Source organism: Chitinophaga ginsengisegetis (assembly GCF_900168065.1).
In the GTDB taxonomy this organism is placed as follows: Bacteria; Bacteroidota; Bacteroidia; order Chitinophagales; family Chitinophagaceae; genus Chitinophaga; species Chitinophaga ginsengisegetis.
Window position 1 is genome coordinate 2,830,825 of record NZ_FUZZ01000001.1, and the last position, 24,857, is coordinate 2,855,681.

At 45.7% G+C, this 24,857-nt stretch carries 28 protein-coding genes; 7 read left to right on the forward strand and 21 right to left on the reverse strand.

Features of this window, described 5'->3' with window-relative positions:
• Positions 1 to 10: 10 nt before the first annotated feature.
• The 6 genes from B5Z18_RS32485 to B5Z18_RS11130 are packed head-to-tail and all read left to right on the forward strand — an operon-like array spanning position 11 to position 3,443.
• Positions 11 to 169, forward strand: coding sequence for a hypothetical protein (locus tag B5Z18_RS32485; protein ID WP_159454271.1), 159 nt, complete (start codon positions 11 to 13; stop codon positions 167 to 169).
• Complete coding sequence (locus B5Z18_RS11110) at positions 153 to 650, forward strand: DUF6169 family protein (protein ID WP_079469411.1); 498 nt, start codon at positions 153 to 155, stop codon at positions 648 to 650. Before B5Z18_RS32485 ends, B5Z18_RS11110 begins: the two co-directional genes overlap by 17 nt.
• A gap of 23 nt (positions 651 to 673) precedes the next feature.
• The gene (locus B5Z18_RS11115; RefSeq protein WP_079469412.1) at positions 674 to 1,555 is read left to right on the forward strand and encodes a hypothetical protein; all 882 of its coding nucleotides are present in this window, start codon (positions 674 to 676) and stop codon (positions 1,553 to 1,555) included.
• Between the two features lie 35 nt (positions 1,556 to 1,590).
• Positions 1,591 to 2,214 carry a rhomboid family intramembrane serine protease gene (locus B5Z18_RS11120; protein ID WP_079469413.1) on the forward strand — a complete coding sequence of 208 codons (624 nt, stop codon included), beginning with the start codon at positions 1,591 to 1,593 and terminating at the stop codon, positions 2,212 to 2,214.
• A 53-nt stretch (positions 2,215 to 2,267) separates the two neighbouring features.
• Positions 2,268 to 2,993 carry a hypothetical protein gene (locus B5Z18_RS11125; RefSeq protein WP_143313552.1) on the forward strand — a complete coding sequence of 242 codons (726 nt, stop codon included), beginning with the start codon at positions 2,268 to 2,270 and terminating at the stop codon, positions 2,991 to 2,993.
• 48 nt (positions 2,994 to 3,041) lie between these two features.
• A complete protein-coding gene (locus B5Z18_RS11130) occupies positions 3,042 to 3,443 on the forward strand; it encodes a hypothetical protein (protein ID WP_079469415.1) in 402 nt (133 codons plus the stop codon).
• Between the two features lie 74 nt (positions 3,444 to 3,517).
• Here B5Z18_RS11130 and B5Z18_RS11135 read toward each other — a convergent pair whose 3' ends face one another.
• From B5Z18_RS11135 to B5Z18_RS11235, 21 genes are all read right to left on the reverse strand, one after another.
• Positions 3,518 to 4,621 carry a D-TA family PLP-dependent enzyme gene (locus tag B5Z18_RS11135; protein ID WP_079469416.1) on the reverse strand — a complete coding sequence of 368 codons (1,104 nt, stop codon included), beginning with the start codon at positions 4,619 to 4,621 and terminating at the stop codon, positions 3,518 to 3,520.
• Positions 4,622 to 4,644: 23 nt separating this feature from the next.
• Entirely contained in the window at positions 4,645 to 5,958 is a 1,314-nt protein-coding gene (locus B5Z18_RS11140; RefSeq protein ID WP_079469417.1) for a gluconate:H+ symporter, read from the reverse strand.
• Between the two features lie 48 nt (positions 5,959 to 6,006).
• Positions 6,007 to 7,284, reverse strand: a complete 1,278-nt coding sequence (locus B5Z18_RS11145; protein WP_079469418.1) for an ABC transporter permease — start codon at positions 7,282 to 7,284, stop codon at positions 6,007 to 6,009.
• A 147-nt stretch (positions 7,285 to 7,431) separates the two neighbouring features.
• Positions 7,432 to 8,805 carry an NADH-quinone oxidoreductase subunit N gene (locus tag B5Z18_RS11150; protein ID WP_079469419.1) on the reverse strand — a complete coding sequence of 458 codons (1,374 nt, stop codon included), beginning with the start codon at positions 8,803 to 8,805 and terminating at the stop codon, positions 7,432 to 7,434.
• Between the two features lie 64 nt (positions 8,806 to 8,869).
• The gene (locus B5Z18_RS11155) at positions 8,870 to 10,306 is read right to left on the reverse strand and encodes a complex I subunit 4 family protein (RefSeq protein ID WP_079469420.1); all 1,437 of its coding nucleotides are present in this window, start codon (positions 10,304 to 10,306) and stop codon (positions 8,870 to 8,872) included.
• 33 nt (positions 10,307 to 10,339) lie between these two features.
• Positions 10,340 to 12,238 carry an NADH-quinone oxidoreductase subunit L gene (nuoL, locus tag B5Z18_RS11160; protein ID WP_079469421.1) on the reverse strand — a complete coding sequence of 633 codons (1,899 nt, stop codon included), beginning with the start codon at positions 12,236 to 12,238 and terminating at the stop codon, positions 10,340 to 10,342.
• 54 nt (positions 12,239 to 12,292) lie between these two features.
• Positions 12,293 to 12,610, reverse strand: a complete 318-nt coding sequence (gene nuoK / locus B5Z18_RS11165; protein ID WP_079469422.1) for an NADH-quinone oxidoreductase subunit NuoK — start codon at positions 12,608 to 12,610, stop codon at positions 12,293 to 12,295.
• A 51-nt stretch (positions 12,611 to 12,661) separates the two neighbouring features.
• Positions 12,662 to 13,156, reverse strand: coding sequence for an NADH-quinone oxidoreductase subunit J family protein (locus B5Z18_RS11170; RefSeq protein ID WP_079469423.1), 495 nt, complete (start codon positions 13,154 to 13,156; stop codon positions 12,662 to 12,664).
• 59 nt (positions 13,157 to 13,215) lie between these two features.
• Positions 13,216 to 13,719 carry an NADH-quinone oxidoreductase subunit NuoI gene (gene nuoI, locus B5Z18_RS11175; protein WP_079469424.1) on the reverse strand — a complete coding sequence of 168 codons (504 nt, stop codon included), beginning with the start codon at positions 13,717 to 13,719 and terminating at the stop codon, positions 13,216 to 13,218.
• A gap of 53 nt (positions 13,720 to 13,772) precedes the next feature.
• Positions 13,773 to 14,816: an NADH-quinone oxidoreductase subunit NuoH gene (gene nuoH / locus B5Z18_RS11180; RefSeq protein WP_181784987.1), complete on the reverse strand. Its 1,044-nt coding sequence runs from the start codon at positions 14,814 to 14,816 to the stop codon at positions 13,773 to 13,775.
• A 21-nt stretch (positions 14,817 to 14,837) separates the two neighbouring features.
• Positions 14,838 to 15,926 (reverse strand): NADH-quinone oxidoreductase subunit G, encoded by a 1,089-nt coding sequence (locus B5Z18_RS11185; RefSeq protein WP_079469425.1) that lies wholly within the window; start codon positions 15,924 to 15,926, stop codon positions 14,838 to 14,840.
• 75 nt (positions 15,927 to 16,001) lie between these two features.
• Positions 16,002 to 17,366: an NADH-quinone oxidoreductase subunit NuoF gene (gene nuoF, locus B5Z18_RS11190; protein ID WP_079469426.1), complete on the reverse strand. Its 1,365-nt coding sequence runs from the start codon at positions 17,364 to 17,366 to the stop codon at positions 16,002 to 16,004.
• A 64-nt stretch (positions 17,367 to 17,430) separates the two neighbouring features.
• Positions 17,431 to 17,643: a hypothetical protein gene (locus B5Z18_RS11195; RefSeq protein ID WP_079469427.1), complete on the reverse strand. Its 213-nt coding sequence runs from the start codon at positions 17,641 to 17,643 to the stop codon at positions 17,431 to 17,433.
• The gene (locus B5Z18_RS11200) at positions 17,643 to 18,146 is read right to left on the reverse strand and encodes an NADH-quinone oxidoreductase subunit NuoE family protein (protein WP_079469428.1); all 504 of its coding nucleotides are present in this window, start codon (positions 18,144 to 18,146) and stop codon (positions 17,643 to 17,645) included. Before B5Z18_RS11200 ends, B5Z18_RS11195 begins: the two co-directional genes overlap by 1 nt.
• A gap of 45 nt (positions 18,147 to 18,191) precedes the next feature.
• A complete protein-coding gene (locus B5Z18_RS11205) occupies positions 18,192 to 19,412 on the reverse strand; it encodes an NADH-quinone oxidoreductase subunit D (protein WP_079469429.1) in 1,221 nt (406 codons plus the stop codon).
• A gap of 12 nt (positions 19,413 to 19,424) precedes the next feature.
• A complete protein-coding gene (locus B5Z18_RS11210; RefSeq protein ID WP_079469430.1) occupies positions 19,425 to 19,940 on the reverse strand; it encodes an NADH-quinone oxidoreductase subunit C in 516 nt (171 codons plus the stop codon).
• Positions 19,941 to 19,985: 45 nt separating this feature from the next.
• Entirely contained in the window at positions 19,986 to 20,549 is a 564-nt protein-coding gene (locus tag B5Z18_RS11215; protein ID WP_079469431.1) for an NADH-quinone oxidoreductase subunit B, read from the reverse strand.
• Positions 20,550 to 20,571: 22 nt separating this feature from the next.
• Entirely contained in the window at positions 20,572 to 21,063 is a 492-nt protein-coding gene (locus B5Z18_RS11220; RefSeq protein WP_227024405.1) for an NADH-quinone oxidoreductase subunit A, read from the reverse strand.
• Positions 21,064 to 21,127: 64 nt separating this feature from the next.
• The gene (locus B5Z18_RS11225) at positions 21,128 to 22,891 is read right to left on the reverse strand and encodes a tetratricopeptide repeat protein (protein ID WP_079469432.1); all 1,764 of its coding nucleotides are present in this window, start codon (positions 22,889 to 22,891) and stop codon (positions 21,128 to 21,130) included.
• Between the two features lie 36 nt (positions 22,892 to 22,927).
• On the reverse strand, positions 22,928 to 23,842 hold the full coding sequence (locus B5Z18_RS11230) for a substrate-binding domain-containing protein (RefSeq protein ID WP_079469433.1): 915 nt from the start codon (positions 23,840 to 23,842) through the stop codon (positions 22,928 to 22,930).
• Positions 23,843 to 23,853: 11 nt separating this feature from the next.
• Complete coding sequence (locus tag B5Z18_RS11235) at positions 23,854 to 24,096, reverse strand: hypothetical protein (protein ID WP_079469434.1); 243 nt, start codon at positions 24,094 to 24,096, stop codon at positions 23,854 to 23,856.
• 312 nt (positions 24,097 to 24,408) lie between these two features.
• On the opposite strand from B5Z18_RS11235, the gene B5Z18_RS11240 reads away from it, so the two are divergent.
• Positions 24,409 to 24,846, forward strand: coding sequence for a low molecular weight protein-tyrosine-phosphatase (locus B5Z18_RS11240; RefSeq protein WP_079469435.1), 438 nt, complete (start codon positions 24,409 to 24,411; stop codon positions 24,844 to 24,846).
• Positions 24,847 to 24,857 lie beyond the last annotated feature (11 nt).

A 24,857-nucleotide genomic window follows, 5' to 3' on the forward strand; every position in this document is an offset into this window, starting at 1 on the left:
TGTAACCACAATGAAACCAGAAAAACACATATCAACACCTGATCCTAAATTTGTCGCTATCTTAAAAAAAATGATAGCAGACAAAAAGATAATTCATGAGCATATCCGGAGCGGAAAAAGCTTAAGTGAATTAGAAGCTAAAGGATTTAAGTTTGTTAAGTTCCTATAACGTTTCCCAGCTAAAAGAAGGAGATTATTTATTCACTACCGATTCCGGCATTGTATATAGTGTATATATGCTGGATGAGTCATTGTACTTTGATGCGTATCCTGAATTTTCGGCTGATGTGCATACACTCGGTTTTGATATGATATCTAATCCCTTAAGAAAAACACCTTTCGACAAAAGGGTGCGGATTACTATTTCCAATATTATTATTGATTATCTGACGACCCACCCGGAAAAAGTTTTCTTTTTTGTATGCGACAGTGCCGATGCCCGGGAAAAAAGCAGAATGAAAATATTTGAATTATGGTATCATCAACGGCAAACAGATACGATTGAAAAATACAATGAATCCATTCATACCGCAGATATGGATATCTATTTTTCTATCATTATTCATTCAAAAAACAGCCTGAAGAACTATATCCTTTCCTGCTTTCGCCAACTAACCCAATCCACCGCCGAAAAACTCAAATCTTATTAGTATTTTCATACCAATATTCCGCCATGAGTATGAAAAATATTACCTTCTTCTTTATCATCATTATCACCGCCTCGGCCTGTAGTACCAGGAATCACAGACCCGGACTCCCCAGGCTAACCACCATCAGCATCCAGGGCGATAGCACGCCGCAATATACCTTCCGGTATGATCAGCAGGGCAACCTGGCTGAACTGGTACATCACCTGCAATTAAACGACACCAGCATCAGTACTTTCTCCTATGATCATTCCCACCGGATTACCGGCATGGTGCTATCCAACCGGGAAAATAATATCACGGCAATAAAAGAGCGCGCCAAAGTAACCTCCTGGGATAAAGATGGCAACATCACCACCGTACAATATTTTGATGCAAAGGAGCGCCTGCTCCGCGTTGCCAATGTACGCTGGAAGAACGGGCTACCCGCTGCCATGAAATATTCCGATTCCACGCAGGCAATCAGCTGGAATTATGATGCAACGCATCCTATAAGAAAAGATATTTGTATAGATAGCTTCTCAGGCAAAAAAGAAGATACGTTAGTTACGTTGAGAACTACAAAGTACGAATGCGAGGATTCTATCAATCCCCTGCATCCCCTGGCCAATCAGTTGCTGCTCTGTCATGCTGTGGCGCCGGCAGTGGCGCTCTCTCCACTGGGCGATCTGTCAGACGCCTTTTTACACCTGAATGCGCGCAATCCCTTTCTTATCAAGATCACCGAAAAAGAAAAAACGCGCTGCCAGGAGCGTTTACTTGAATACGAGCGTTCTACCACTGTTCAATATGCCTACTACTTCAATGGTGGCCGATATCCGGCGGGCGCATGGGTGCATTTACACAGCGAAGGATTCACCAAACTGGGCAGCGACAACCATTTTGCGCTTGAATATCAATACGAATAACGCTTAATTGGGGATTTTTCATTAACTTTTAGGAGATGAAAATCACAGACCGATTAAAGACGATGCCGGTTACGCTGGTGTTGATCGGCATAAACGTACTTGTATTTGTTTACACCGCACTAACAGGAATGAATATATGGTGGGGAGATGGAACCCATCTGCTGCATGCCGGCGCCAACTACTGGTCACTGACCATAGAGCAACATCAGTACTGGCGGTTGTTTAGCAGCATGTTCCTGCATGCAGGACTGGGCCATCTTTTCACAAATATGCTCGGGCTGTTCATTGGAGGCCTTTTCCTGGAACCGGTATTGCGTAGTTTCCGTTATGGCCTTGCCTATGCGATCACAGGATTAATATCCGACTATGTCAGCATCTGGTATCATAAAGGCGCAGTGGGTGTAGGCGCTTCCGGTGCTATTTTTGGTATTTACGGTGTATTCCTGGCGCTGCTCACTACTCCCCTCTTCCCAACGGAGATAAGGAAAGCGTTTCTGGCTTATATCGGCTTATTTATAGCATTAAACGTGATTGCTGCCGCGGTTTCACAGGGTGTAGATAACGCCGCACATCTGGCTGGCTTTTTAAGCGGCGCCCTTACCGGGTATCTTTTCTTTTTTACACTAACAAAAGCAGATGGAGAAAGACTCACCCGCTGAGCCTCTTCCGAAGTTCTAATTACTTACATTTGTACACTTAAATGCGACAAAAGATGATGAATAAGCTATGGCTCCTGCTGTGTGCATGCTCAATAATGATATTGAGCTGCAAGAATAAAACAGCAGATAACAACAACACCGCTGCCAAGGATTCCACGCCACCTGCCATTAATAAAACTCCCGATGACACTGTTCAGTTGGGTAATAAAACCTTCTTTGTATACTTTATCGAAAAAGCAGATTTTGATAAATTCCCGCTTGCTCCCACAGATTCCAGCGAAGCAGATGTGCTGGCAAAAGACAGCCTGGTAAAAAGAGAAGGTAATAAACTGACCATCCAGCTGGAAAACGGGAAACAAAGGATCATGGCCAATAACAACAACGACGGCGAAGATTATATCGGCTATACCTATGCAGGCAGTTATCCCTCCATTAAAAGAAAAGGATTTTTTGTTACCTATTACGAAGGCAGCGCCTTTGAGCTGGTAAATATCCTGAATGGCGATTCTATGGTAACCTGGTCTGCACCGGCCATTTCACCGGATAAAAAATATATCATCACTGCATCGATGGACCTGGTAGCAGCTTTTGACCCCAATGGGTTTCAACTGTTTTCCGTAAATGGCAACGAAATAAAAGCGGTGGGAGAAGCCAGCCTCGACGACTGGGGGCCGGGCATGGTGCATTGGATTAATAACAAAACCATTCTATCTGAATACATTACAATAGACGAAGAAGGAAATACACAAATACGCTACGTAAAAATGGTAATGCAATAACAGTATTTAGTATATTTAGTGAGAGATAGAACGTCAAATCCACGCTTCATGAAAAAACTGTTCACCGTTGGTTTATTAATGGCACTCGCCTATTGCTATACCGCTTTTGCCGCACCTTCGCCAGCTAATACGGAATTTCAGGCGCCTACCATGAACATAGAGGGAACTGCCAGTTCAATCGTCAGCAAACTGGATAAATCGCTGATCCTGACAGAAGCGCAAAAACCTAAGCTGCTCAATATTGTGACTAATTACTTACGGCAAAAAGTCAATATCCAGCCGCTGCAACAAAGCAATCTGAAAGCTTATACTACCAAAATGAACAGTATGCAAAATGGATTGCATGCCAAACTGAAACCCTTGCTGACACTCACACAGTACACAGAGTTCCTGGGGTTAAAGCCTAAGTCGTTCGACGATACCAATGTTTTATCGCAATTATATTACTGAGCTGCCAGTAAACAGAAAAGCTATTTAAGTGATTGAAACCATTCACTTAAATAGCTTTTCTGTTTTTATTTTCTTTAGATGATAATCTGCCGGTCGCGCGCTATAATACGCCAGTTGGCGATTACCGCATTACGCTCTGCCACATAAGCTTTTTCATACAACGCCACAGTAGGACAAATATGTTTTGGCACACCATACAACACCGTGCCCACGGGATACTGCGCAGCATCCGCCACTTTCAATACCAGGTGTTCTTCACTCTGCGATACCGGTTCTGCCGCCGGTGCATTCAGGAATTGTACCCGAGGCTGGGGATTCTCTGCTGCTACTGATTTATGCCCGAGATCAACACAAATATGCTGTTCATCAACAACAGAAATCACACGGCTGATCACCAGTGCAGCCCATTGAAACGGCTGCTCCGGCAGATTGGCGGCGTACCCTGCATCCCAGAATATGAATGTACCCGGACTACAGGTAATGCCTTCCCTTGCTGCGTGCACCGGGAAAGTAGGTGTGCCGCCTGCCACAATTTCCGGCTGCGGAAGACCACTATTTGTTATGGCTGCCGCCAGTGCGGCAACAGGAGCGTATGCTGTATCACAACGTTCTTTTCGTATAGCCATATCCGTATCATGGAGGTGTCCATCGTATGCGTGTAATCCCACCGGAACCACTCCCGGTAGCGTATTGAGATATTGATACAACACCAGTGCTTCAAGCCCCGGCTTAATACCGGTGCGGTTCATTCCTACATTAAGATCCACATATACCGGCAAGCGGCGGCCCTGCCCGGCGAAAATATTACTGATAGCCAGTGCGGCCTCAGCATTGTCAGTAACACACGAAAAAGCTGTGTGCGGGTACTTCTGTACCAACTCCAGCAAACGCACAATCTTCGGTCCTACCGGCTGATAAGCCATCAAAGCATCTGCCGCATTTACCATTCCCAACATCTCTCCTTCTGCGATGGTGGCAAATTTAAAACGTGTAATTCCCGCCTCCATGATCAGCTGTATTACTTCAGCGGTCTTACTCGTTTTTACGTGTGGGCGTAACCGTTGTATGTCACCGATCATTGTTTTTAGCAATGAGATGTTATCTCTTATCCTGTCTTTATAAATAACAATCGCCGGAGAATCAATCTGCGCTGCATTTGTAAGCTGATACCATTCCATGCGGATATTTTTTTTAATCAATATTATACAAACAAACTTAAGATCAAACATCCGATCAACCCCGTCACAGATACAATAGTTTCCATCACCGACCAGGTTTTAATCGTGTCTTTTACAGACAAGTTAAAGTATTCCTTGAACATCCAGAAACCGGCATCATTTACATGGGAAAACATCAGGCTACCCGCGCCGGTGGCCAGTACCATCAGGTTGGCATTTACACCGGAAGCAGCAATCATTGGCGCCACAATTCCTGCGGTGGTAAGTCCGGCTACCGTGGCAGATCCTATACACACCCTGATGATAGCAGCAATACCCCACGCCAGGATCAACGGATGCAGGTGCATATTCTGAAGCGTAGTAGCAATGTAACTGCTAACCTTGCTGTCGTGCAGTAATTGTGTAAGCGCACCGGAGCCGCCTATTACCAGGATAATAACAGCTACATCGCGCACAGCATCGTCCATTACCACCATCACTTTTTTTGCGGGCATCCCCCGTTTCAATCCTAATAAATACATGCCGTTTAATACGGCCAGCAACATTACTATCAGTGGTTCCCCCAGCCAGGTGGCCAGCCTGAAAAGGAAAGTATCTTCAGGCACCCATAACTTCACCAAAGCCGTCACCGCCAGTAAAAATACAGGTAACAACGCTGCGAAGAGACTCACAAACATACCCGGCAACTGCTCCTCCGGAATCGGCGGCGCCACAAACATTTTCCCCGGGGGATTGGTGTAATGTTTCAGGAAACGCGAAAATACCGGTCCAGCCAGCACAATAGCCGGAATAGCTACCATAATGCCGTACAACAATGTAAGCCCCATATTAGCATGAAACTGCTGTATCAATGCAGTTGGAGAAGGATGCGGCGGCAGGTATCCATGCGTTACAGATAAAGACGCCAACATAGGAATACCGAGATATACTACCGGCAATTTTGTACGCGCCGCCACCGTAAAAATCAGGGGTACCATCAGTACAAAGCCGATATTATAAAACAAGGGGATACCCACTATAAAGCCCGTGAGCATCAGCGACCACTGTACATACTTTGGCCCGAACAGGTTCATTAAACCTCCGGCAATTTTTTGCCCGGCTCCGCTTTCCGCCACCAGCTTTCCAAGCATACTGCCGAAAACAATCACCACAATCAGGGACCCTAACGTTTTACCAATACCGGTTTGAATAGACTGCGTAATGTCTGTTACGTTCATATGCAACGCCAGTCCCATCAGCAAAGACACAATAAGGAAAGAGAGGAAAGTATTTAAACGCCACCAGGTGACCAGCATTACCAGCAAAAGGATGGCCGCAATAACAATTAATAAGGGCATACAGCTGTTGTTTTACATGAACATGGAAAACAACAAGATAATAAAATATTATTCGTATCTCAAGGCTATGATAGGATCTAATTTAGAGGCCTTATAGGCAGGATATAAACCGGAAACGAGCCCTACTGCAGCACAGATAGTTACCCCGATGATGATCCAGATCCACGGTACAATGAAGGCTGACTTCAGTAACACGGAAACAATGTTTCCCAGGAGCATTCCCATAATTACTCCTATCAATCCACCCATTACACTGATAATAATGGATTCATAGAGGAACTGGGTACGCACTACATGACTGGTCGCTCCCAATGCTTTAGTAACGCCTATTTCGCGGGTCCGTTCCGCTACAGATACCAGCATAATATTCATCAGTCCAATGGCAGAACCAAAGAGCGTAATAAAGGCAATAACAATAGCAAAGAGGTTTACTTTACCCAAACTGGAAAAAAGCATCTCTGCAATACTATCACTCTTGCTGATTTCAAAATTATCTTCTTCATTGATATTCAGTCCGCGTATAACACGGAACAGCCCTGTGGCCTCTCCCTGTGCGGCATCCATCTGTTTAATATCTTTTACGGCTACCGCTATCTGGTAACTGGCATTGGGCCGGTTAAACACCCTGCGGGTATTATTCACCGTGGTGATCACCACATTATCAGCGCTCATCATTTTACTGCTGCCTTTTGACGCCAGCACCCCTACTACCCGGTACCGGATATCTCCCACCCGGATTGTGCTGTTCACTATATTTTTGAGCTGCTTACCAAATAGTTTCTCCGCCACATCAATACCAAGAATAGCCACATTTCTGCCGGACTGTACATCCAGCTGGTTAAAATCCCTTCCCTGTGAAATCTCATAATTGGAAATCTGCAGGTAGTGTTCATCTCCCCCAATCACCTGTACATTGGGATTCGTTTTCTTATCATCTTTGTATACCGTGGCAATACCGGTGGCCTGGAAAGACACGCTCACAACAGCCGGAAAATGATAACGGTCACGGAAGGCCACTGCTTCCTGGTAGCGGATAATTTTATTGCTGTTGGATTTTTTTACCTTCTTTACATTCTTGTTCCCCTTGGAAGCTTTATTTCCATCATCGCCGATATGCACCTGCATCCCCCGGTTACGGATAGAGAAACTGTTGGCACCCATACTTGCGAAGCTGCTGTAGATACTGCTCTTCATACTGTCGATCGCCGTAAGAATACCTACCAGTACCGTAATACCCAGGGCAATGATAGACACAGTAAGACCTGTGCGCAACTTGTTGCTGGTTACAGAACGGTATGCCAGGGAAAAAATATCTCTTGATTGCATAATGACGGGTTACCTATAAAGTTAATGTAATATAGCTATTTAATCCATTCAATTTGGGATGAACGGCGATCAGTATAAAGGAGAAGACCGAAGCGGATCATGTAAATCGCTTCGGTCTTCTCCCTGTATTTTATAAGCTAACAGCTTTTACATCCAGCATAACAAGAGGTTCGGGAACAGGCCCAATACCAGTACCAGCGCAACAGCCAGGATCAGGGCAGCTTTAAAACCACCTGAAACAGGTTCAACTTCCGGTTCGCCCTGTTTGAAATACATGGCAATGATTACGCGGAAGTAATAGTATACGCTGATGGCAGCACACAATACCGCTATGATTACCAGCCACAAAATATGACCATGTTCGATAGCCGCAGATAAAACAAAGTATTTTGCAAAGAAACCGGCCGTAATAGGAATACCGGCCAGTGAGAACAGGAACACGGCTACCGCAGCGGCCAGCAAAGGCTCCTTGCGGGCCAGGCCGTTGAATCCTTCAAAAGTATAGTCTTTCAGCTTCATCAGTACTGCAAACACCCCGATGGTGGCAATGCTGTAAGCGGCGGAATACAGGATAATTCCCTGTGTGCCCATGTTATTCATCGCCACTACAGCAAACAGCATGAAGCCCGCCTGCGCAATACTGGAGTAAGCCAGCATCCGTTTTACACTTTGCTGGAAAACCGCGCTGAAGTTACCAAGTATCAGGGTAGCTGCTGTAATAATAGAAAGGATCAGTGTCCAGTGTCCGCTGATGCTGCCACCGGCAAAGCTGGTGTGGAACATCCGCAGGAAAGCCACAAAGCCGCCCGCTTTCACCACTGTGGACATAAAAGAAGTGAATACAGTGGGTGAACCATCGTATACGTCCGGTGTCCAGAAGTGGAACGGTACCGCAGATACTTTAAAAGACAAGGCAAATACCATCAGGATGATACCGCATAACGCCAACGGATGTACGCTTTCTGCGCCAAGTCCTAACGCTGAGATGTCAAAAGTGCCGGCAGCGCCATAGATCAGGGTAATACCCATGAGCAGGATACCGGTAGAGAAAGACCCCATCAGGAAATACTTCAGGGACGCTTCATTACTTTTCAGGCTTTTCTTATCTGCTCCCGCAAGAATATACTGGGGAATAGACATGATTTCAATAGCCAGGAATAACATCAGCAGGTTGCTGAAAGAAGTAGCCAGCGAAATACCCGCCAGGATAAAGAATATCAGGGCGAAATAATCTGCTACATGTTCTCCCACCTTTTCAAACTCACTGCCTGATAACAGGAAATATAACAAGGTGGCGCCCAATGCTACGGCATTGAACAACACACCAAATTTGGTCACTTCAATCATGCCATACATGATATACCCGCCTTGCTCTACAGACGGATATTGCGCCAGATTAGCAATAAATGCTATGAGGATGGCCGCGATGGCAAAAAATTTAATATGCTGCTTATTGCGTACAAATAAACCAACAAACATCAGTACAACGCCCGATAAAGCAGTAGAAATTAGTGCATTCATATTTTTGCGTTACAAAACCCCGTTACAAATTTTTCCATTCTGGTATTCAGCTTTTGGCTGAAGATCAGAATAATTTACTTACCACATCAGATGTGCCGCTCACCAGATCCAGCATAGGTTTGGGATAAACGCCCAACACTATGATCATGATCACCACCAGGCTTAAAGCCAGTGTTTCACCCGGCCGCAGATCTGTAGTAGTTTCGGTTAATTCATTTCCCTCGCCAAATATCACCTTCTGAATCATACCCAGGGTATATACAGCAGAAAGGATGATACCTAATCCGGCAAATGCCATAAACCAGTGATTATATTGGAACAATCCGCTGAACATCAGGAACTCACCAATGAAACCATTGGTCAGTGGTAAACCGATGTTAGCCAAACTGATAATAACGAGGAAAATAGCCATGCGTGGCGCTTTCTGCGCCATGCCACCCATCTGGTCCAGGTTTTTGATCCCTAAACGGTTTTGAATTACTTCCACGATGATCCACAAACCAATGATATTGATACCGTGGTTAAACATCTGTACCATTACCCCCTGCAGGCTTTGTTCATTGTTAGCGAAAATAGCGGCGCACATCAAACCGATGTGGGCAATGGAAGAGTAAGCAATCAGCCGTTTCAGATCATTCTGTACCATCGCAATGCAGGAAGCATAGATAATACCGATGATGCACAATACAATGGCCACATCAGACCACATAGCAGCGCCCTGTGGCACTACCGGCAACAGCCAGCGGATCACGCCAAATAAACCCATTTTCACCATTACCCCGGAAAGGATCATGGTAACAGGGGTAGGCGACTGCTCATAAGTATCGGGCTGCCAGGTGTGAAACGGAAATACCGGCATCTTGATGGCGAAAGCCACAAAGAACAACCAGAACAGCCATTTCTGATCATCCGGGTTCAACGCGGCACTTGTAAAGGAAGCCCAGCTGAAGGAATGATCCGGTGTTTGAAAGTAGATGTAGATAATACCCACCAACATTAACAACGAACCCAGGAACGTGTACACAAAGAATTTAAAGGTAACGGCGATCCGTTTTTCACCACCCCACAAAGAGCAGAGGAAGTAAACAGGTATCAGGGCCAGTTCCCAGAATATGTAAAACTGCAGGGCGTCGAAAGCGGTGAATACACCGGTTAAGCCAGCCTGCGATAATAACATCAGACCATAAAAGGCATTTGCCTTTTCGTAGTTGCGGTTATAAATAGTAATGAAAACAAGCAGGGAAGCAATCGCTGTAAGTAAGCAAAGCATCACACCCATTCCATCTAATCCAACACGGAATTGACTTCCCAGCTGCGGAATCCAGTTGGCAACAAAGTTCAGACTGTCAGGAGCAGTACGAAAGCGGCACCACGATCCAATTGCTAACACCACTGTTGCCAGCGACGAGATCATGCCCAGCACTTTTGGCCCGGACCCCTTCAGACCAAATGCAATAAGGCCCGCTATGAAAGGAATCAATATTAATAAAACTGTCAACATAATTTATCTGCGCTTGTAACTTCTGCTATTGGTTTATAATAAGAATCCGATCACAAATAATACGATCATACCGATGACCATTGCAAAGATGTAGAAACCTACCTGTCCGTTTTGTACCAGGCGGATCTGCTGACCTCCCCATTGTACACCACGGCCTACACCGTTCACCAGCTTGTCGATACCCGCCTTTTCTACCGTATCACGGAAGAAACGGGACAATTCATACAATGGCTTTACGATAATAGTATCATACAGTTCATCTATATACCATTTGTTTTCGAGCACTTTTGTCAAACCAGTACTTTCTGTACCCGCATCTTCAAACTTCGTAAATTTCTGACGCGCCAGCAGGATAAATACAATCACCAGCACACTGCTCACACCCATCAGCAGCCATTCTGTACTATGCGACAGGTGATGTTCCACTGCGAAAGGTGCAGAAGGTGCAAACACCGGTGCCAGGTATTCGGCCAGCATATTCTTCGTTCCAAATACTTCCGGTAAACCAACGTAACCGCCAATCACGGAAAGCACTGCCAGGATAACCAATGGAATAGTGATCGCAGAAGGACTTTCATGCAGGTGATGTTCCTGTTCGTGTGTGCCACGGAATTTACCGGTGAAAGTGATGTAGTATAAACGGAACATGTAGAAGGCGGTCATCAGCGCACCAATCAGGCCCAGTACATATAATACCGGGTTGTTGGCAAATGCCTGCGCGAGGATTTCATCTTTGGAAAAGAAACCGGAGAAACCGGGAATACCCGCAATCGCCAGGCATCCTACCAGGAATGTCCATGCAGTAGTAGGCATGAATTTTTTGAGGCCACCCATCTTCCTGATATCCTGTTCACCACCCATTGCGTGGATTACGGAACCGGAACCGAGGAACAGGAGGGCTTTGAAGAAGGCATGTGTCATTACGTGAAACACGGCAGCTCCGTAAGCGCCTACACCCAGGGCGAGGAACATATAACCTAACTGGCTCACTGTGGAATAAGCCAGTACTTTTTTAATATCGTTTTGTTTTAAAGCAATAGAGGCTGCAAACAGGGCAGTAGCCAGTCCAATGATAGCGATCACTGTTTGGATATGCGGCGCCAGCGTATAGATCACGTTGCTGCGTGCAATCATATAGATACCGGCGGTAACCATCGTTGCCGCGTGGATCAGGGCGGACACCGGAGTAGGACCCGCCATCGCATCCGGCAACCAGGTGTATAAAGGAATCTGTGCAGATTTACCCATTGCACCTACAAACATCAGCATGGCAATAGCGGTAATCACGCCATTGTTCATTCCCAGCGGCGCTGCTTTGGCAAACACTTCCGGGAAAGTAACCGTACCAAACTGCAGGATCATGAAGAAGATCGCGATCAGGAAACCGAGGTCACCGATGCGGTTCATCACGAATGCTTTTTTAGCAGCATTGTTATAGCTGGTATTTTTAAACCAGAAACCGATGAGGAGATAAGAACAAAGACCAACACCTTCCCAGCCAATGAACATCATCACGTAGTTGGCGCCCAGCACCAGTATCAACATGGAAAACACAAAGAGGTTGAGATAAGCGAAATATCTTGCGAAGCTCTCATCACTCTCGTCGTGCATGTAAGAAGTAGAGTAGATATGGATCAGGGTACCTACGCCGGTGATCACCAGCAGGAACAAGGCACTTAACTGATCTACCTGGAAGGCGAAAGGAATCTGCAGGGAGCCTACAGATATGAAATCAAACAGACGTACTGTCTGAGCAGAAAATCCCGGGGCTTTAACTTCCAGGAATATTAATAAGCTAATCACAAAGGACGCCAGTACTGCGCCACTTCCAACAAATCCTACCAGGGACTTGGATAAAAATCTGCGTCCCAATCCATTCACCAGGAAACCCAATAATGGTAAAAATGGTACCAGCCAAACTAGATTAATCATTTATCAATTCTATTTACGACGTCGAAAAATTTAATAATTAAGAAAGCAGAATTATTAATTTTTCAGCCTGTTAAGAATGTTAATATCTACTGAGTGTGTATTTCTGTAGACCATAGTAATTATAGCCAGTCCTACTGCTACTTCCGCAGCCGCTACCACCATAATAAAGAATACAAAGAGTTGTGCAGAACCGGCATCTACCCTGCCTGCATCTGCCCACATTTTGGAAAATGACACCATTAACAGGTTTACTGCATTCAGCATCAGCTCTATGCACATAAAAATAATAATCGCATTTCTGCGCATCAGTACACCCATCACACCTATGCAAAACAAGGCGATACTCAGGAATATGTAATATTGAACAGGCATAAAATAAATTACGGGTTAGAAATTACGAATCACGATGAGCAATCCGTATTGCTATTCTTTTTTACCAATTACCACGGCGCCGATCATTGCACTGAGGAACAGGATACTGCTCACTTCAAACGGCACCACATATTGTTTGAACAGGACCATACCGAGGTTTTTGATTAACCCGATATCAGTAGGATTAGTGCTCAATGCCGGCATGCTGGCATCGCGCAATGCGGCTACCAGTACCACCAGTAAAGCGCCCCCGCTGATAGCGCCGGCATATTTCAGCCAGTTGCGTTTCTGCGGTTCCAGATCAGCATTCAGATTCATGAGCATCAGCACGTACAGGAACAATACCATGATAGCGCCGGCATATACAATGATATGCACTACTGCCAGGAACTGGGCATTCATCATAATGTAGTGTCCTGCTATGGTAAAGAATGTTACGATCAGGCACAACACGCTCGTCACAGGATTTTTACTCAATACCACGCCCAACGCTGATACCAGCGCCACGACCGACAGCACCATGAAAATTATTTGTTGTATACTCATTCCCATCTCTGCTATGTTTGACTATTGTATTTTTAGCTAAATGTGCGCTGTGAATAATATTATTTGCCTTCTTTCGGATGAGGAATCAGCAGGTCATCTTTTCCGTAGATGAAGCCTTTACGCTGATAGTTTGCAGGAGCAAATGTTTCAGACATATACACTGCATCTTTCGGACAAGCTTCTTCACAGAAACCACAGAAAATACAACGGAGCATGTTGATCTCATATTTCGCTGCATACTTTTCTTCCCTGTACAGGTTTTCTTCGCCCTCTTTTCTTTCCGCTGCTTCCATTGTAATGGCTTCTGCAGGACAGGCAACTGCGCACAATCCGCAGGCAGTGCATCTTTCACGGCCTTCTTCATCCCGGTTCAGTACATGTAATCCGCGGAATACGGGACTGAAATCACGTGTTTTTTCAGGAAAACTAACCGTAGCTTTCTTCTGAAAAAGATGCTTGAAAGTGATCCCCATGCCTTTGGCAATAGCAGGGATGTACATCTTCTCGGCGAGTGTCATCGGCCGGCGGTCTACTGCTTTTGCCCTGTTAGTTAATGCTTGCATAATGAATGCTTTATTTAATCCACACGTTCTGTGTGTATTTAATCAGATAATAATTAATGTTGACGAGCTAATACCAGTGCCCCAGTGATCAGCATATTTACCAGTGCCAGCGGAATCATGATCTTCCAGCCCAGGCGCATCAGCTGATCGTAACGGAATCTCGGAACGGTCCAGCGCACCCACATAAAGAAGAAAATGAAAAACAGTGTTTTCAGGAACAGGGCCACAAATCCGAGGATGGTAACCATGTTCGGGTCCAGGCCCAGCTTATCCATATACGGGAAGGCATATCCGCCGAAGTACATGGTAGCAATGAGAGCCGAGCTGATAAACATGTTGATATATTCCGCAAACAGGAAGAAACCCAGTTTCATGGAAGAATACTCCAGGTGATAACCACCATTCAATTCATTTTCTGCTTCCGGTAAATCGAAGGGAGCGCGGTTACATTCTGCAAAAGCGCATACCAGGAAGATGAAAAAGCCTAATGGCTGATACACCACGTTCCATAAACCATGACGCTGTTGTTCCACAATATCCTTTAAGCTCAGGGAGCCGGTGAGCATCAGTAATGCGATCAGTGCCAGTCCCATTGGCAGTTCGTAGGAGATGATCTGCGAAGCGGCACGTACAGATGCCAGCAAAGAGTATTTGTTATTGGAAGCCCAGCCGCCGATCATAATGCCATATACACCCATACTCACTACCCCGAAGATGAAGAGGATCCCGATGTTCACATCTGCGATCTGCAGGGAAACAGGACGTCCGGCAATTACCAGGGTATCGCCCCAGGGGATAACGGCGCTGGTCATACAGGCCACCAACATGGCGATGGAAGGGCCCAGCACGAAGAGAAAGCGGTTGGCATTGGTAGGAATAATTTCTTCTTTGAAGAAGAGTTTACCACCATCTGCCAGCGGTTGCAGCAATCCCATAAAACCGGCGCGGTTTGGACCTAAACGGTCCTGGATCCAGGCTGCCACCTTTCTTTCACCCCAGGTAGAATACATGGCCACTACCAATGAAAGTACCAGCACCCCTGATATCAGGAGTACTTTCTCAATTATAAAAAACCAATCTATGCTTAATAAGGTCATACTTACACGTAATTACGATTGTTACTTCTTAAAATCATCAGAGTGAGCAGGGCCGTTGATCTTCGACAGATCAATATCCGGTCTGTTTACCTTGCTTTCAGAGTGGATATCAAACAACAGTTTGGGTTGTCTTCCGTCCAATACATCTACCAGCGGATCTTTAGGTTTTACGGTATTCACGTAATGACCCTGGGAAATAACGCTGTTACGTTCTATTTTGCGTGGACCTTCAATGATCCAGTCTTTTGCTTCCTTTTTATCAAAGCGGCAGGTATCGCAGATAAAGGCTTCCACTTCGCCGTATTTATCTTTACGGGCAGTTACGCGGAATACTTCATCACCGCGCATCCACAGTACGGTTTTACCGCAGCATTTTGGATTTTCGCAATCGCGGTGTGCATCTACCGGTTTCAGGAACCATACACGGTTTTTGAACCGGAAGGTTTGATCGGTTAAGGCGCCTACCGGGCAAACGTCGATGACGTTACCGATGAAGTCATTATCGAGCGACTGGGAGATGTAGGTGCTGATTTCAGAAGCATCGCCACGGCCCAGGATGCCATGTTCGCGTTTTTCGGTGAGCTGATCGGCCGTGTACACGCAGCGGTAGCAAAGGATGCAGCGCGTCATGTGCAGTTTGATGTGATCGCCGAGATCCACTTTATCAAAGGTTCTGCGTTTGAATTCGTAACGGGTGCTATCGGCGCCGTGTTCGTAGCTCAGATCCTGCAGGTGACATTCCCCGGCCTGATCACATACCGGGCAATCCAGCGGGTGATTGAGCAACAGGAATTCCACTACACCTTTACGTGCGTCCAGTACTTCCGGGGAAGTGATGTTGGCTACTTCCATACCATCCATTACAGTAGTACGGCAGCTGGCCACCAGTTTAGGCATCGGGCGCGGATCGGCATCGGAACCTTTTGATACTTTTACCAGGCAGGTACGGCATTTACCACCGCTGCCCTGCAGTTTGGAATAGTAACACATGGCCGGCGGCACTACTTCTCCTCCTATCTTCCGGGCCGCATTCAGTATGGTTGTACCGGGTTCCACCTCTACAGAGATGTTATCGATTTTAACCTTAAATAATTTTATTTCCTCCGCCATCTTAATATCTTTTGTGCTCGCGGGGAGCAACGTTTATTTATATATTGATTCCTTATTTCAGTATATGCATACCCGTTATACAGCAGCTGGTGTTGGCGCCGGCAATGGGTCTGCGTAATGAGCCAACCCAAAGTTACGGGTCTGTGATTCCTGTGGATTTGCCACATGCCATTCAAATTCATCGCGGAAGTGACGGATCGCTGCTGCTACCGGCCATGCTGCTGCATCGCCGAGCGGGCAGATCGTGTTCCCTTCAATTTTGCGTTGAATATCCCACAGTAAATCGATGTCGCTCATTTTGCCTTTACCATACTCGATGTTCTGCAGTACTTTCTTCATCCAGCCGGTGCCTTCGCGGCAAGGGCTGCACTGACCGCAGCTTTCGTGGTGGTAAAAGCGTGCGAAGGTAAGGGTATTGCGCACAATACACTGGTCTTCGTCCATTACAATAAATCCGCCGGAACCCAGCATGGAACCTGTTGCAAAACCGCCATCAGCCAGGCTTTCATAGGTCATCATACGGGTTTCGCCTTTTGCTGTTTTCAGCAGCAGGTTAGCCGGTAACACCGGAACGGAAGAACCGCCGGGGATACAGGCTTTCAGGCGTTTGTTATTTTTGATACCACCGCAGTATTCATCTGAATAGATGAATTCTTCTACGGAGATATTCATTTCGATTTCATAAACGCCGGGTTTGTTGATATTACCGCAGGCGGAGATGAGTTTGGTGCCGGTAGATTTGCCGGTGCCGTATTTAATGTATTCGTCGCCGCCGATGTTAATAATAGGCACTACTGCAGCGAGTGTTTCCACGTTATTTACTACGGTGGGCGATTGCCATAATCCTTTTACCGCCGGGAATGGTGGTTTGATGCGTGGATTACCGCGTTTGCCTTCCAGGGATTCTATCAGGGCAGTTTCTTCACCGCAGATATAGGCGCCTGCACCGCGTTGTACATATATTTCGAGATCGAAGCCGGTGCCCTGGATATTTTTACCCAGCCAGCCTTTGTTTTTTGCTTCTGCGATAGCCTGTTCCAGGATATCCGGAATCCAGGCGTATTCACCACGGATGTAGATGTAGCAACTGTTAGCGCCGAGAGCAAAGCTGGAGATCAGTAATCCTTCAATGAGGAGGTGGGGGATGAATTCCATGAGGTAGCGGTCTTTGAACGTACCTGGTTCCGACTCATCGGCATTACAAACCAGGTAGCGCGGAACGCCTTCCGGTTTGGCGATGAAACTCCACTTCAGGCCGGTAGGGAAACCCGCACCGCCACGGCCTCTCAGGCCACTCTTCTTCACTTCATCCAGTACGCCGTCCGGCCCCAGGGTTTTCAGCGCTTTTTCAGCTGCAGCATAACCGCCGTTGCTCCGGTAGGTGTCATAGTACCGGATGCCTTCAATATGTGCTTTATCTAACAGTAATTTGCGTCCCATTGTCTTCCTTATGGTGTAATGTTACCGGTATTCCCGGCGCCATTATCAGATTTGTGTATATCTTTTATGCCTTACGTATGCCGTGTTGCGAAATGCGTTCTGCCAGCCTGTAAAACAGGAGTCCCGCGCTTACGCCACAGATAACGGAAACAAACCAGTTATCGATCCGCCATAATGCGGTGAGTAACGCCATCAGCAGTATTGCTTCCACTACCTGTAATTTGTGGCGCTGATACATTTCCTTAAAACGCATGATCAGGTTATTTTTCGGATGCATCAGTTGGCGTTTGCTTTAGATCTGCATTCTGCAATGATTTCATCTACTTTGGCCGGAGTAAGGTGTTCCCGGTAATGTTTACCCAACTGCATCATGGGAGCATAACCGCAGGCGCCGAGGCACTCTACCGTTTTAAGGGTAAACAACCCGTCGGCAGTAGTTTCACCTACGCCGATACCCAGCTTATTTTTAATGTAATCAATGATCTGATCAGAACCACTTACCATGCACGGACCTGTTTGACACACCTCAAATAAATAGGTGCCTACCGGTTTCAGGTTAAACATGCTATAGAAAGTAGCTACCTCATACACTTCAATTGATTGCAGTTGCAGTAAAGTTGCAACGTAGTCCATTGTTTCTGCACTCAGCCATCCACCAAATGCTTCCTGAGCCAGGTGCAACACCGGTATCAACGCACTTTTCTGCTTCCCTTCCGGGTAGCGTGCAATGATTTCTTTTACTTTATTCAGTTTCTCTTCAGAAAATTGAACCACAGCCATTATTTTATTCAGCTTTAATCTTCGAAATATTCAATAGCGCAACTACTACGCATCCAGTTCACCCGCAATCAGGTTCAGGCTACTCATACAAACGATCGCATCGCTCAGCATGGAACCCTGCACCAGTTCGGCATATGCCTGGTAGTAAATGAAGCACGGACGACGGAAGTGCAGCCTGTAAGGACTACGGCCACCATCGCTGATCAGGTAAAAACCAAGTTCGCCATTGGCGCCTTCTACTGCGTTGTACACTTCACCGGGAAGCATGTCTGCTTCTCCCATCACAATTTTAAAGTGATAGATGAGCGCTTCCATTTTTGTATAAACATCCTGTTTTTCAGGCAGGTAATAAGCAGGTACATCTGCGTGGAATACATCTGCCGGCAGGCTTTTCACTTTATCCATTGCCTGGCGGATGATGCTGAGACTTTCCCACATTTCGGCATTACGTACCTGGAAACGGTCGTAGCTGTCGCCGGTAGTACCTACCGGTATGGAGAAGTCGAAATCCTGGTAAGAGCTGTAAGGGTTAGCCACGCGTACATCGTAATCCACACCGGCTGCACGCAGGTTAGGACCGGTGAAACCGTAGCTGAGCGCCCTTTCTGCAGTGATAGCACCTACGCCCTGTGTACGTTCCATGAAGATACGGTTACGGGTAAGCAGGGTTTCAAATTCTTTCAGTACAGCAGGATATTCATTCAGGAAGCGTTCTATTTTTGCGAAAGCTGCGGGCGTGAAATTTCTTTCAAAGCCACCGATACGACCAATGTTGGTGGTCAACCGGGAACCGCAGATTTCTTCATATATTTCGTATATCAGTTCACGGTAGGTCATCACGTAAACGAAACCGGTTAATGCGCCGGTATCTACTCCCATTACAGAGCTACAGATCAGGTGATCTGCAATACGTGCCAGCTCCATGATAATAACGCGCAGGTAATCCACTCTTTTAGGCGTTTCAATGCCCAGGAGTTTCTCTACGGTCAGTAGCCAGCCCATATTGTTAATAGGGGCAGAGCAGTAGTTCAAACGGTCTGTCAGCGGCGTAATCTGGTAATAGGGACGGCGTTCTGCGATCTTCTCAAACGCGCGGTGGATGTACCCTACGGTAGAAACAGCGCTCACAATGCGTTCGCCATCGATTTCCAGAATGTTCTGAAATACGCCATGTGTAGCCGGGTGGGTAGGACCCAGGTTGAGCGTGGTCGTATCTTTTTCTATAGAGCCTTCCGGCAGTTTAATATGTTGTTTCTGATCTAACATAACCTCGTTGTATTAAAGATTTCCTCCCCTTCCAAACATCTCATCATCTTTATCGATACGCATGGAGTCTTCCAGCGGAAATTCCTTTCTCATGGGGAAATAGGTCATTTCGTCCACATTCAGCACACGGATCAGGTTAGGATGTCCTACAAAGTTGATCCCGTAGAAGTCGTAAGTTTCACGTTCCATCCAGTTGGCGGATGCGTACAGCTGGGTAGCTGTAAACACGTCCGGTTTGGCTACGGGTGTGAATACTTTCAGACGGAGCCTGATGTTGTCCTGCAGGTTATGCAGGTGATATACTACTGCCAGTTCTTCGTTTTTCCTGTCGGGATAATGCACTGCGGTGATATCCGTTAAAAAACGAAAACGCAATTCCTCATCATCAAACAGGAATTGCATTACTTTCAGGTTATAATCTTTCTGTGCGGTGAGGGTTAGCAGCCCAAACGGCTCTTCAAAGCCGGTTAGCACATCTCCAAACTTCTCCGTCAGGCGTTGCTGTATGCGTTCGTTTGTTAAAGACATTAACAATTTGAAATTTACGATTTACAATTAACCATTCCCCTCTCCTTACTTAATACCGTAAGACTCCATCAGTTCTCTATACCTGTCGGAGTTACGGCGGCGGAGACTTTCCTGACCTACCAGGGCCTGTATTTTCATGAAACCATCGATGATACCTTCCGGTCTTGGAGGGCATCCCGGCACATATACGTCTACCGGAATCACCTGGTCGATCCCCTGTAATACAGAGTAAGTATCAAATATACCACCGCTGGAAGCGCAGGCGCCTACAGCCATTACCCAGCGAGGTTCTGCCATTTGCAGGTATACCTGGCGCACAATAGGTCCCATTTTTTTGGAAATGGTACCCATTACCATGAGTAAATCGCACTGGCGTGGCGTAAAGGCCATACGTTCTGCCCCGAAACGGGCCATATCGTAGGTAGCCGCCATTGTGGCCATGAATTCGATTCCACAGCAGGAGGTAGCAAATGGTAAAGGCCAGATGGAGTTTTTACGCGCCAGACCTATTACCTTGTCAAAAGAGGTGGCATAAAATCCTTCACCGGAATATCCCTCGGGGATTTCCACCATCTTCACCTTGTTATTATATTGAACCGGACGAGCCATTGGTTTTAATTTAAAGAGTTAATTAATCTTCCCATTTCAGTGCACCCTTCTTCGTGATGTAGATAAATCCACACAAAAAGAAGCCCACAAACATCAGCACAGCGGTAAAGCCTTCCCATCCCAGTTCCCTGAAATTAACCGCATAAGGGTAGAAAAAGATTACTTCCACATCAAATAACACGAAAAGAATAGCGGTCAGAAAGTACTTGATGGCCACCGGCTGCCGGGCATTCCCCTTTTGCTCGATACCACTTTCAAAGTTAATAAGCTTATCGCTGGTTTTGCGTTTAGGACCTAAAAAGTGAGTAGCTAACATCGTGATCCCAACGAAACCTAAAGCAGCAATTAATTGCAGTACTATAGGGAAATAGCTAAAAGGAGTAGTCGTTGCTGACAAAAATACAGTTTCTGTATACATAAGCTTCCCGATAAAAACATTGTCCGAATGCGCAAAAATACTGTAAGTTGACCAAATATCAAATCTATTAGGATTTAAAATATTATCTTTTTTCACCAACCGGAAACTAAAAAACCTCCTGCGGGTACAGGAGGTTTTTAGTTTTATATGCAATTAATGCTTATTTCTTGTTCTGACCTTGCTTTGCAGCTGGTTTAGCAGCTGGTTTATTAGCCCCTTTTTCACGGGCAGCCATGTTTTCAGTGATCTCCTTAACAGTAATGTTAGAAGGATCAAGGGCAGACAGTTTATCTGCATAAACCTTTACATTGGCTTTATCTTCCTTAAAGTAGTAGTACAGCAGCTCGTAAGTATAAGCTCTGATCAAGGTAGATTTATTTTTTGCGGGATCAGCTTCAGACATTTCTATGTATTTGTCATAGAAAGGCTTAGCAACGCCAGCCTGTGCCTGCTGATCTTTTGCAAAATTACTCTGTCCTCTCCAGTAGTAACCAGTACCGAGATCTGGTTTTACTTCGATTACCTTCTGGAACGCAGCATCCGCTTTGTTCAACAGCACGGTATCGATAGGTTGAACAGAAACTGCACCATAGTAGTAGTTGATACCTACGTTAAAGTGATCAATTGCCTGCAGTGGTTCTTTGTTGGCAGCAGTTAATTCATTGGCTTTTTCATACCATTCCGCAGCTGCAGTGTAGTTCTTAGCTGCTTTCAGTTGGTCTGCGATCTGGATAAAGGTTTCCGGATCTTTAGCAGTGATAGAACCTGCATATTTTTCCAGGTAAGCCAGTGCTTTGGTATTGTACTGGTTCTGGGTAGCAGAATCGCTGGATTTCAGACGCATGTAAATGGTGCTCAACAATTTGTAGTCGTTAGAGTCCAGTTTGGCGTCGCCAACTTTTGCTGCATACCCGTCCATTACTTTTTGTGCATTCAGGGAGTCACCTTTCTGCAGGTAAGCATCACCGATGAGCAGGCTCAGTTTATTCTGATAGAATTCGTTAGCGCCTGGCAGGGTAGCCTGACCTTTGCTGATTGCGTTATCATAATCTTTCTTGAAGAAAGAGATGTAAGCAGACAGGTACTGTGTTTTGGTTTTATCTGCCGGATCTGCTACAGCCATGTATTTTTCCAGGTAAGTAGCGGCGTTATCCCAGGATAACTGATCTTTTTTAGGCGTGATATAGAAGTTGAACAGTTCGTAGAAAGCGGGACCATAGTTAGGATCCATGTTGGTCGCCTTGGTATAGTCGGCCACTGCTTCTGCTTTCAGTCTGGCGTTATAGTTCACCAAACCCTGTTTCATTACTGCTTCAGCGTTGTTAGGATCGAGTTCCAGTGCTTTTTCATAAGTGGTGATAGCTTTACCGCCATTTTCACCACCGAGGAAACGGTAAGCATCTCCCAGCTCAATATAATCGGCTGCAACAGGAGTATATTGTTCTTTTTTCTTACGGCCTTCGTTGTTCAGGAGTTTCTCCATTACGGTGAGAGCATAAGCGCGGTCGCCACCTTTGATTTCGCTGTTTGCGTCGGCAATGGCACGGGCAACATCCCCATCGCGGCCCTGTGTGGCAGCGCTGGCGGCATCAAATTTCTGTTTAGCGGCAGCGGCGTTACCATTGATCAGATCAATACGGCCCATACCAGCCTGCAGTAAAGCAGATGTGGGTACTGCCTGTAAGCCTTTCTGGAAGGTAGCAGCAGCACCTGCAGCATCATCCATTCCGAGTTGGGCTATACCGAGGTAATAATACGCTTTGTCTTCCGTAGGCTTTGCTGCGATCACTTTCTCTAAATTCTGCTTGGCAGACAGGTACTTACCATAATACAGGTCTTTAAGTCCGTCCTCCACAGATTGGGCCATCACACCGCTTGAGGCGGCGCAAAGCAATGCTACGATTAAACTTTTCCGTTTGTTCATGCAATCTGGTTTTTTAGTTTTAGTTGTGTTTTTCTACTACTTAAGGTTGGCTTCCCTGAATACTACATTCAATCTCGCCGGGAATAAACGGAACTGCTTCATAACCAGCTGTCCCTCATAACTACCGAGAAAGGTTGCAAATCCACTGCCAAGTCCATGATATGGTTCTTTCAGGCAATAGAAGAAGCCGCGTTTTAACGGATAGGTGCCAATACCAATATAGGCCTGGTATGGCTTAACAAATTCCGAACCATTGTCTGCTCTTAGTCTTACTACAGATACTTCACGTGTAAAAGCCATAGACAATGAATCGTTTGGATCAGAGATCCAGCTAACACCTATAACACCAATCGCGTCTTTGTTTTTTGTCACGTAGTCCACCACCTCCGGGTTTGTTTTCGCAGCCATTGTATTTGTTGGCAGAGGTTTTCCCTTATTGATGGAATCCATGATGTACCGCACGGTGCTTGAGTTGGCATTATCAAACACCAGTTGCCACTTCCTGTCTTTATTGGTGCCATCCATGATCCCCCGTACCTGTTCCATATTCAGTACAGAATCAGGATTATCTTTATTTACCACCAGCGCAAGAGCGTCCCAGGCAAGTAAAAGGCTGTTAGGCGTAATTTTGATTTGCTTGAAGTAATCGCGTTCCTGCTGGTTGAAATCGCGGGTAACGATTACCAAACGGGCACTATCATTTAAAAGATCTTTAAAGCAATCAGCCTCCGGTTTATAGGTAGGGATGATATGTGCTTTTGGATACAGCGATTGAAAAACCTTTATTTCCGAATCTATCAGCGGCTTATATGTCTCATCCACACTTATATGGATGGTGCCTTCTGTAGCTGTATCTAATTTTTTCGCATTTGGATTCTGCCCGCAAGCGGCCATCATCAATGTAATAGCTGTTAAATATACAGCATTCATTCTTTCTAAACTGAAAAACATATCACACCTCTTTAGTTCCTGTTAAAAAAAAGTTTTCTCACTCCGTTATAAACCCTAAAGAGGCCGTAGACTATTAAAACCGCACCAACAATACTCATCATCTGCGGCGATATTCTGAATTCCCCGAATCCCAGTCTCTCCGCAAAAATTGCGAACAAACCAAAAAGGATAAAGAATATTCCCCTGATCAGCTCACCCATTGGCCGATACCTGTTTTCCTGCCGTCTGCTTGTTTGTTCTTCGTGTGTTTCCATGTTGCGAATTACAATTATACAAAAAATAATTTTTTAATCGGGTATAGAGAATTTTAGAGGAATGTTAAAAAACTGACTTAAAACCGCACTCTTTTGCTTGTCCAGCCGCAATTTGAGGCATTTTTTCAACATGTTGTTATTTTTTGATTTAAAATATGATCATTTACTGCTTATTACAATTTGCAGCAAATACTTCTTTATAAGTCAAAAATCCGCTCTTTTTTCTTCTTATTCCCGTTAAAAGATGCAAATACACGCACATTTCCATAATATCTTGTAGGTTTGCGGCCTGATATTCAAATATTCATCCGCATGAAGATATTGATGGTTTGCCTGGGTAATATTTGCCGCTCCCCCCTTGCAGAAGGGATTATGCGACACCTGGCAGCAACAAGGGGACTGGACTGGGAAATTGATTCTGCCGGAACCGGCAACTGGCACGTAGGCCACTCACCGGATCACCGCTCCATAAAGGAAGCCCGGAAAAACGGTGTGGATATCACCGGATTACGGGGCAGACAGTTCCAGACCGCCGATTTTGATACCTTTGACCGCATCTATGTTATGGACAGGAATAATTATGCCGATGTGTTACGCAAAGCCCGTAACGACTCGGATAAAGCAAAAGTAGCCTTCCTCCTGCCGGATCAGCAGGATGTACCAGACCCCTGGTTTGATGACGCCCTGTTTGCACCTGTTTATAAAATGATCTATGAGGCGTGCGAAAACATCGCAGACCAGCAACCATAAAACTTTTAATA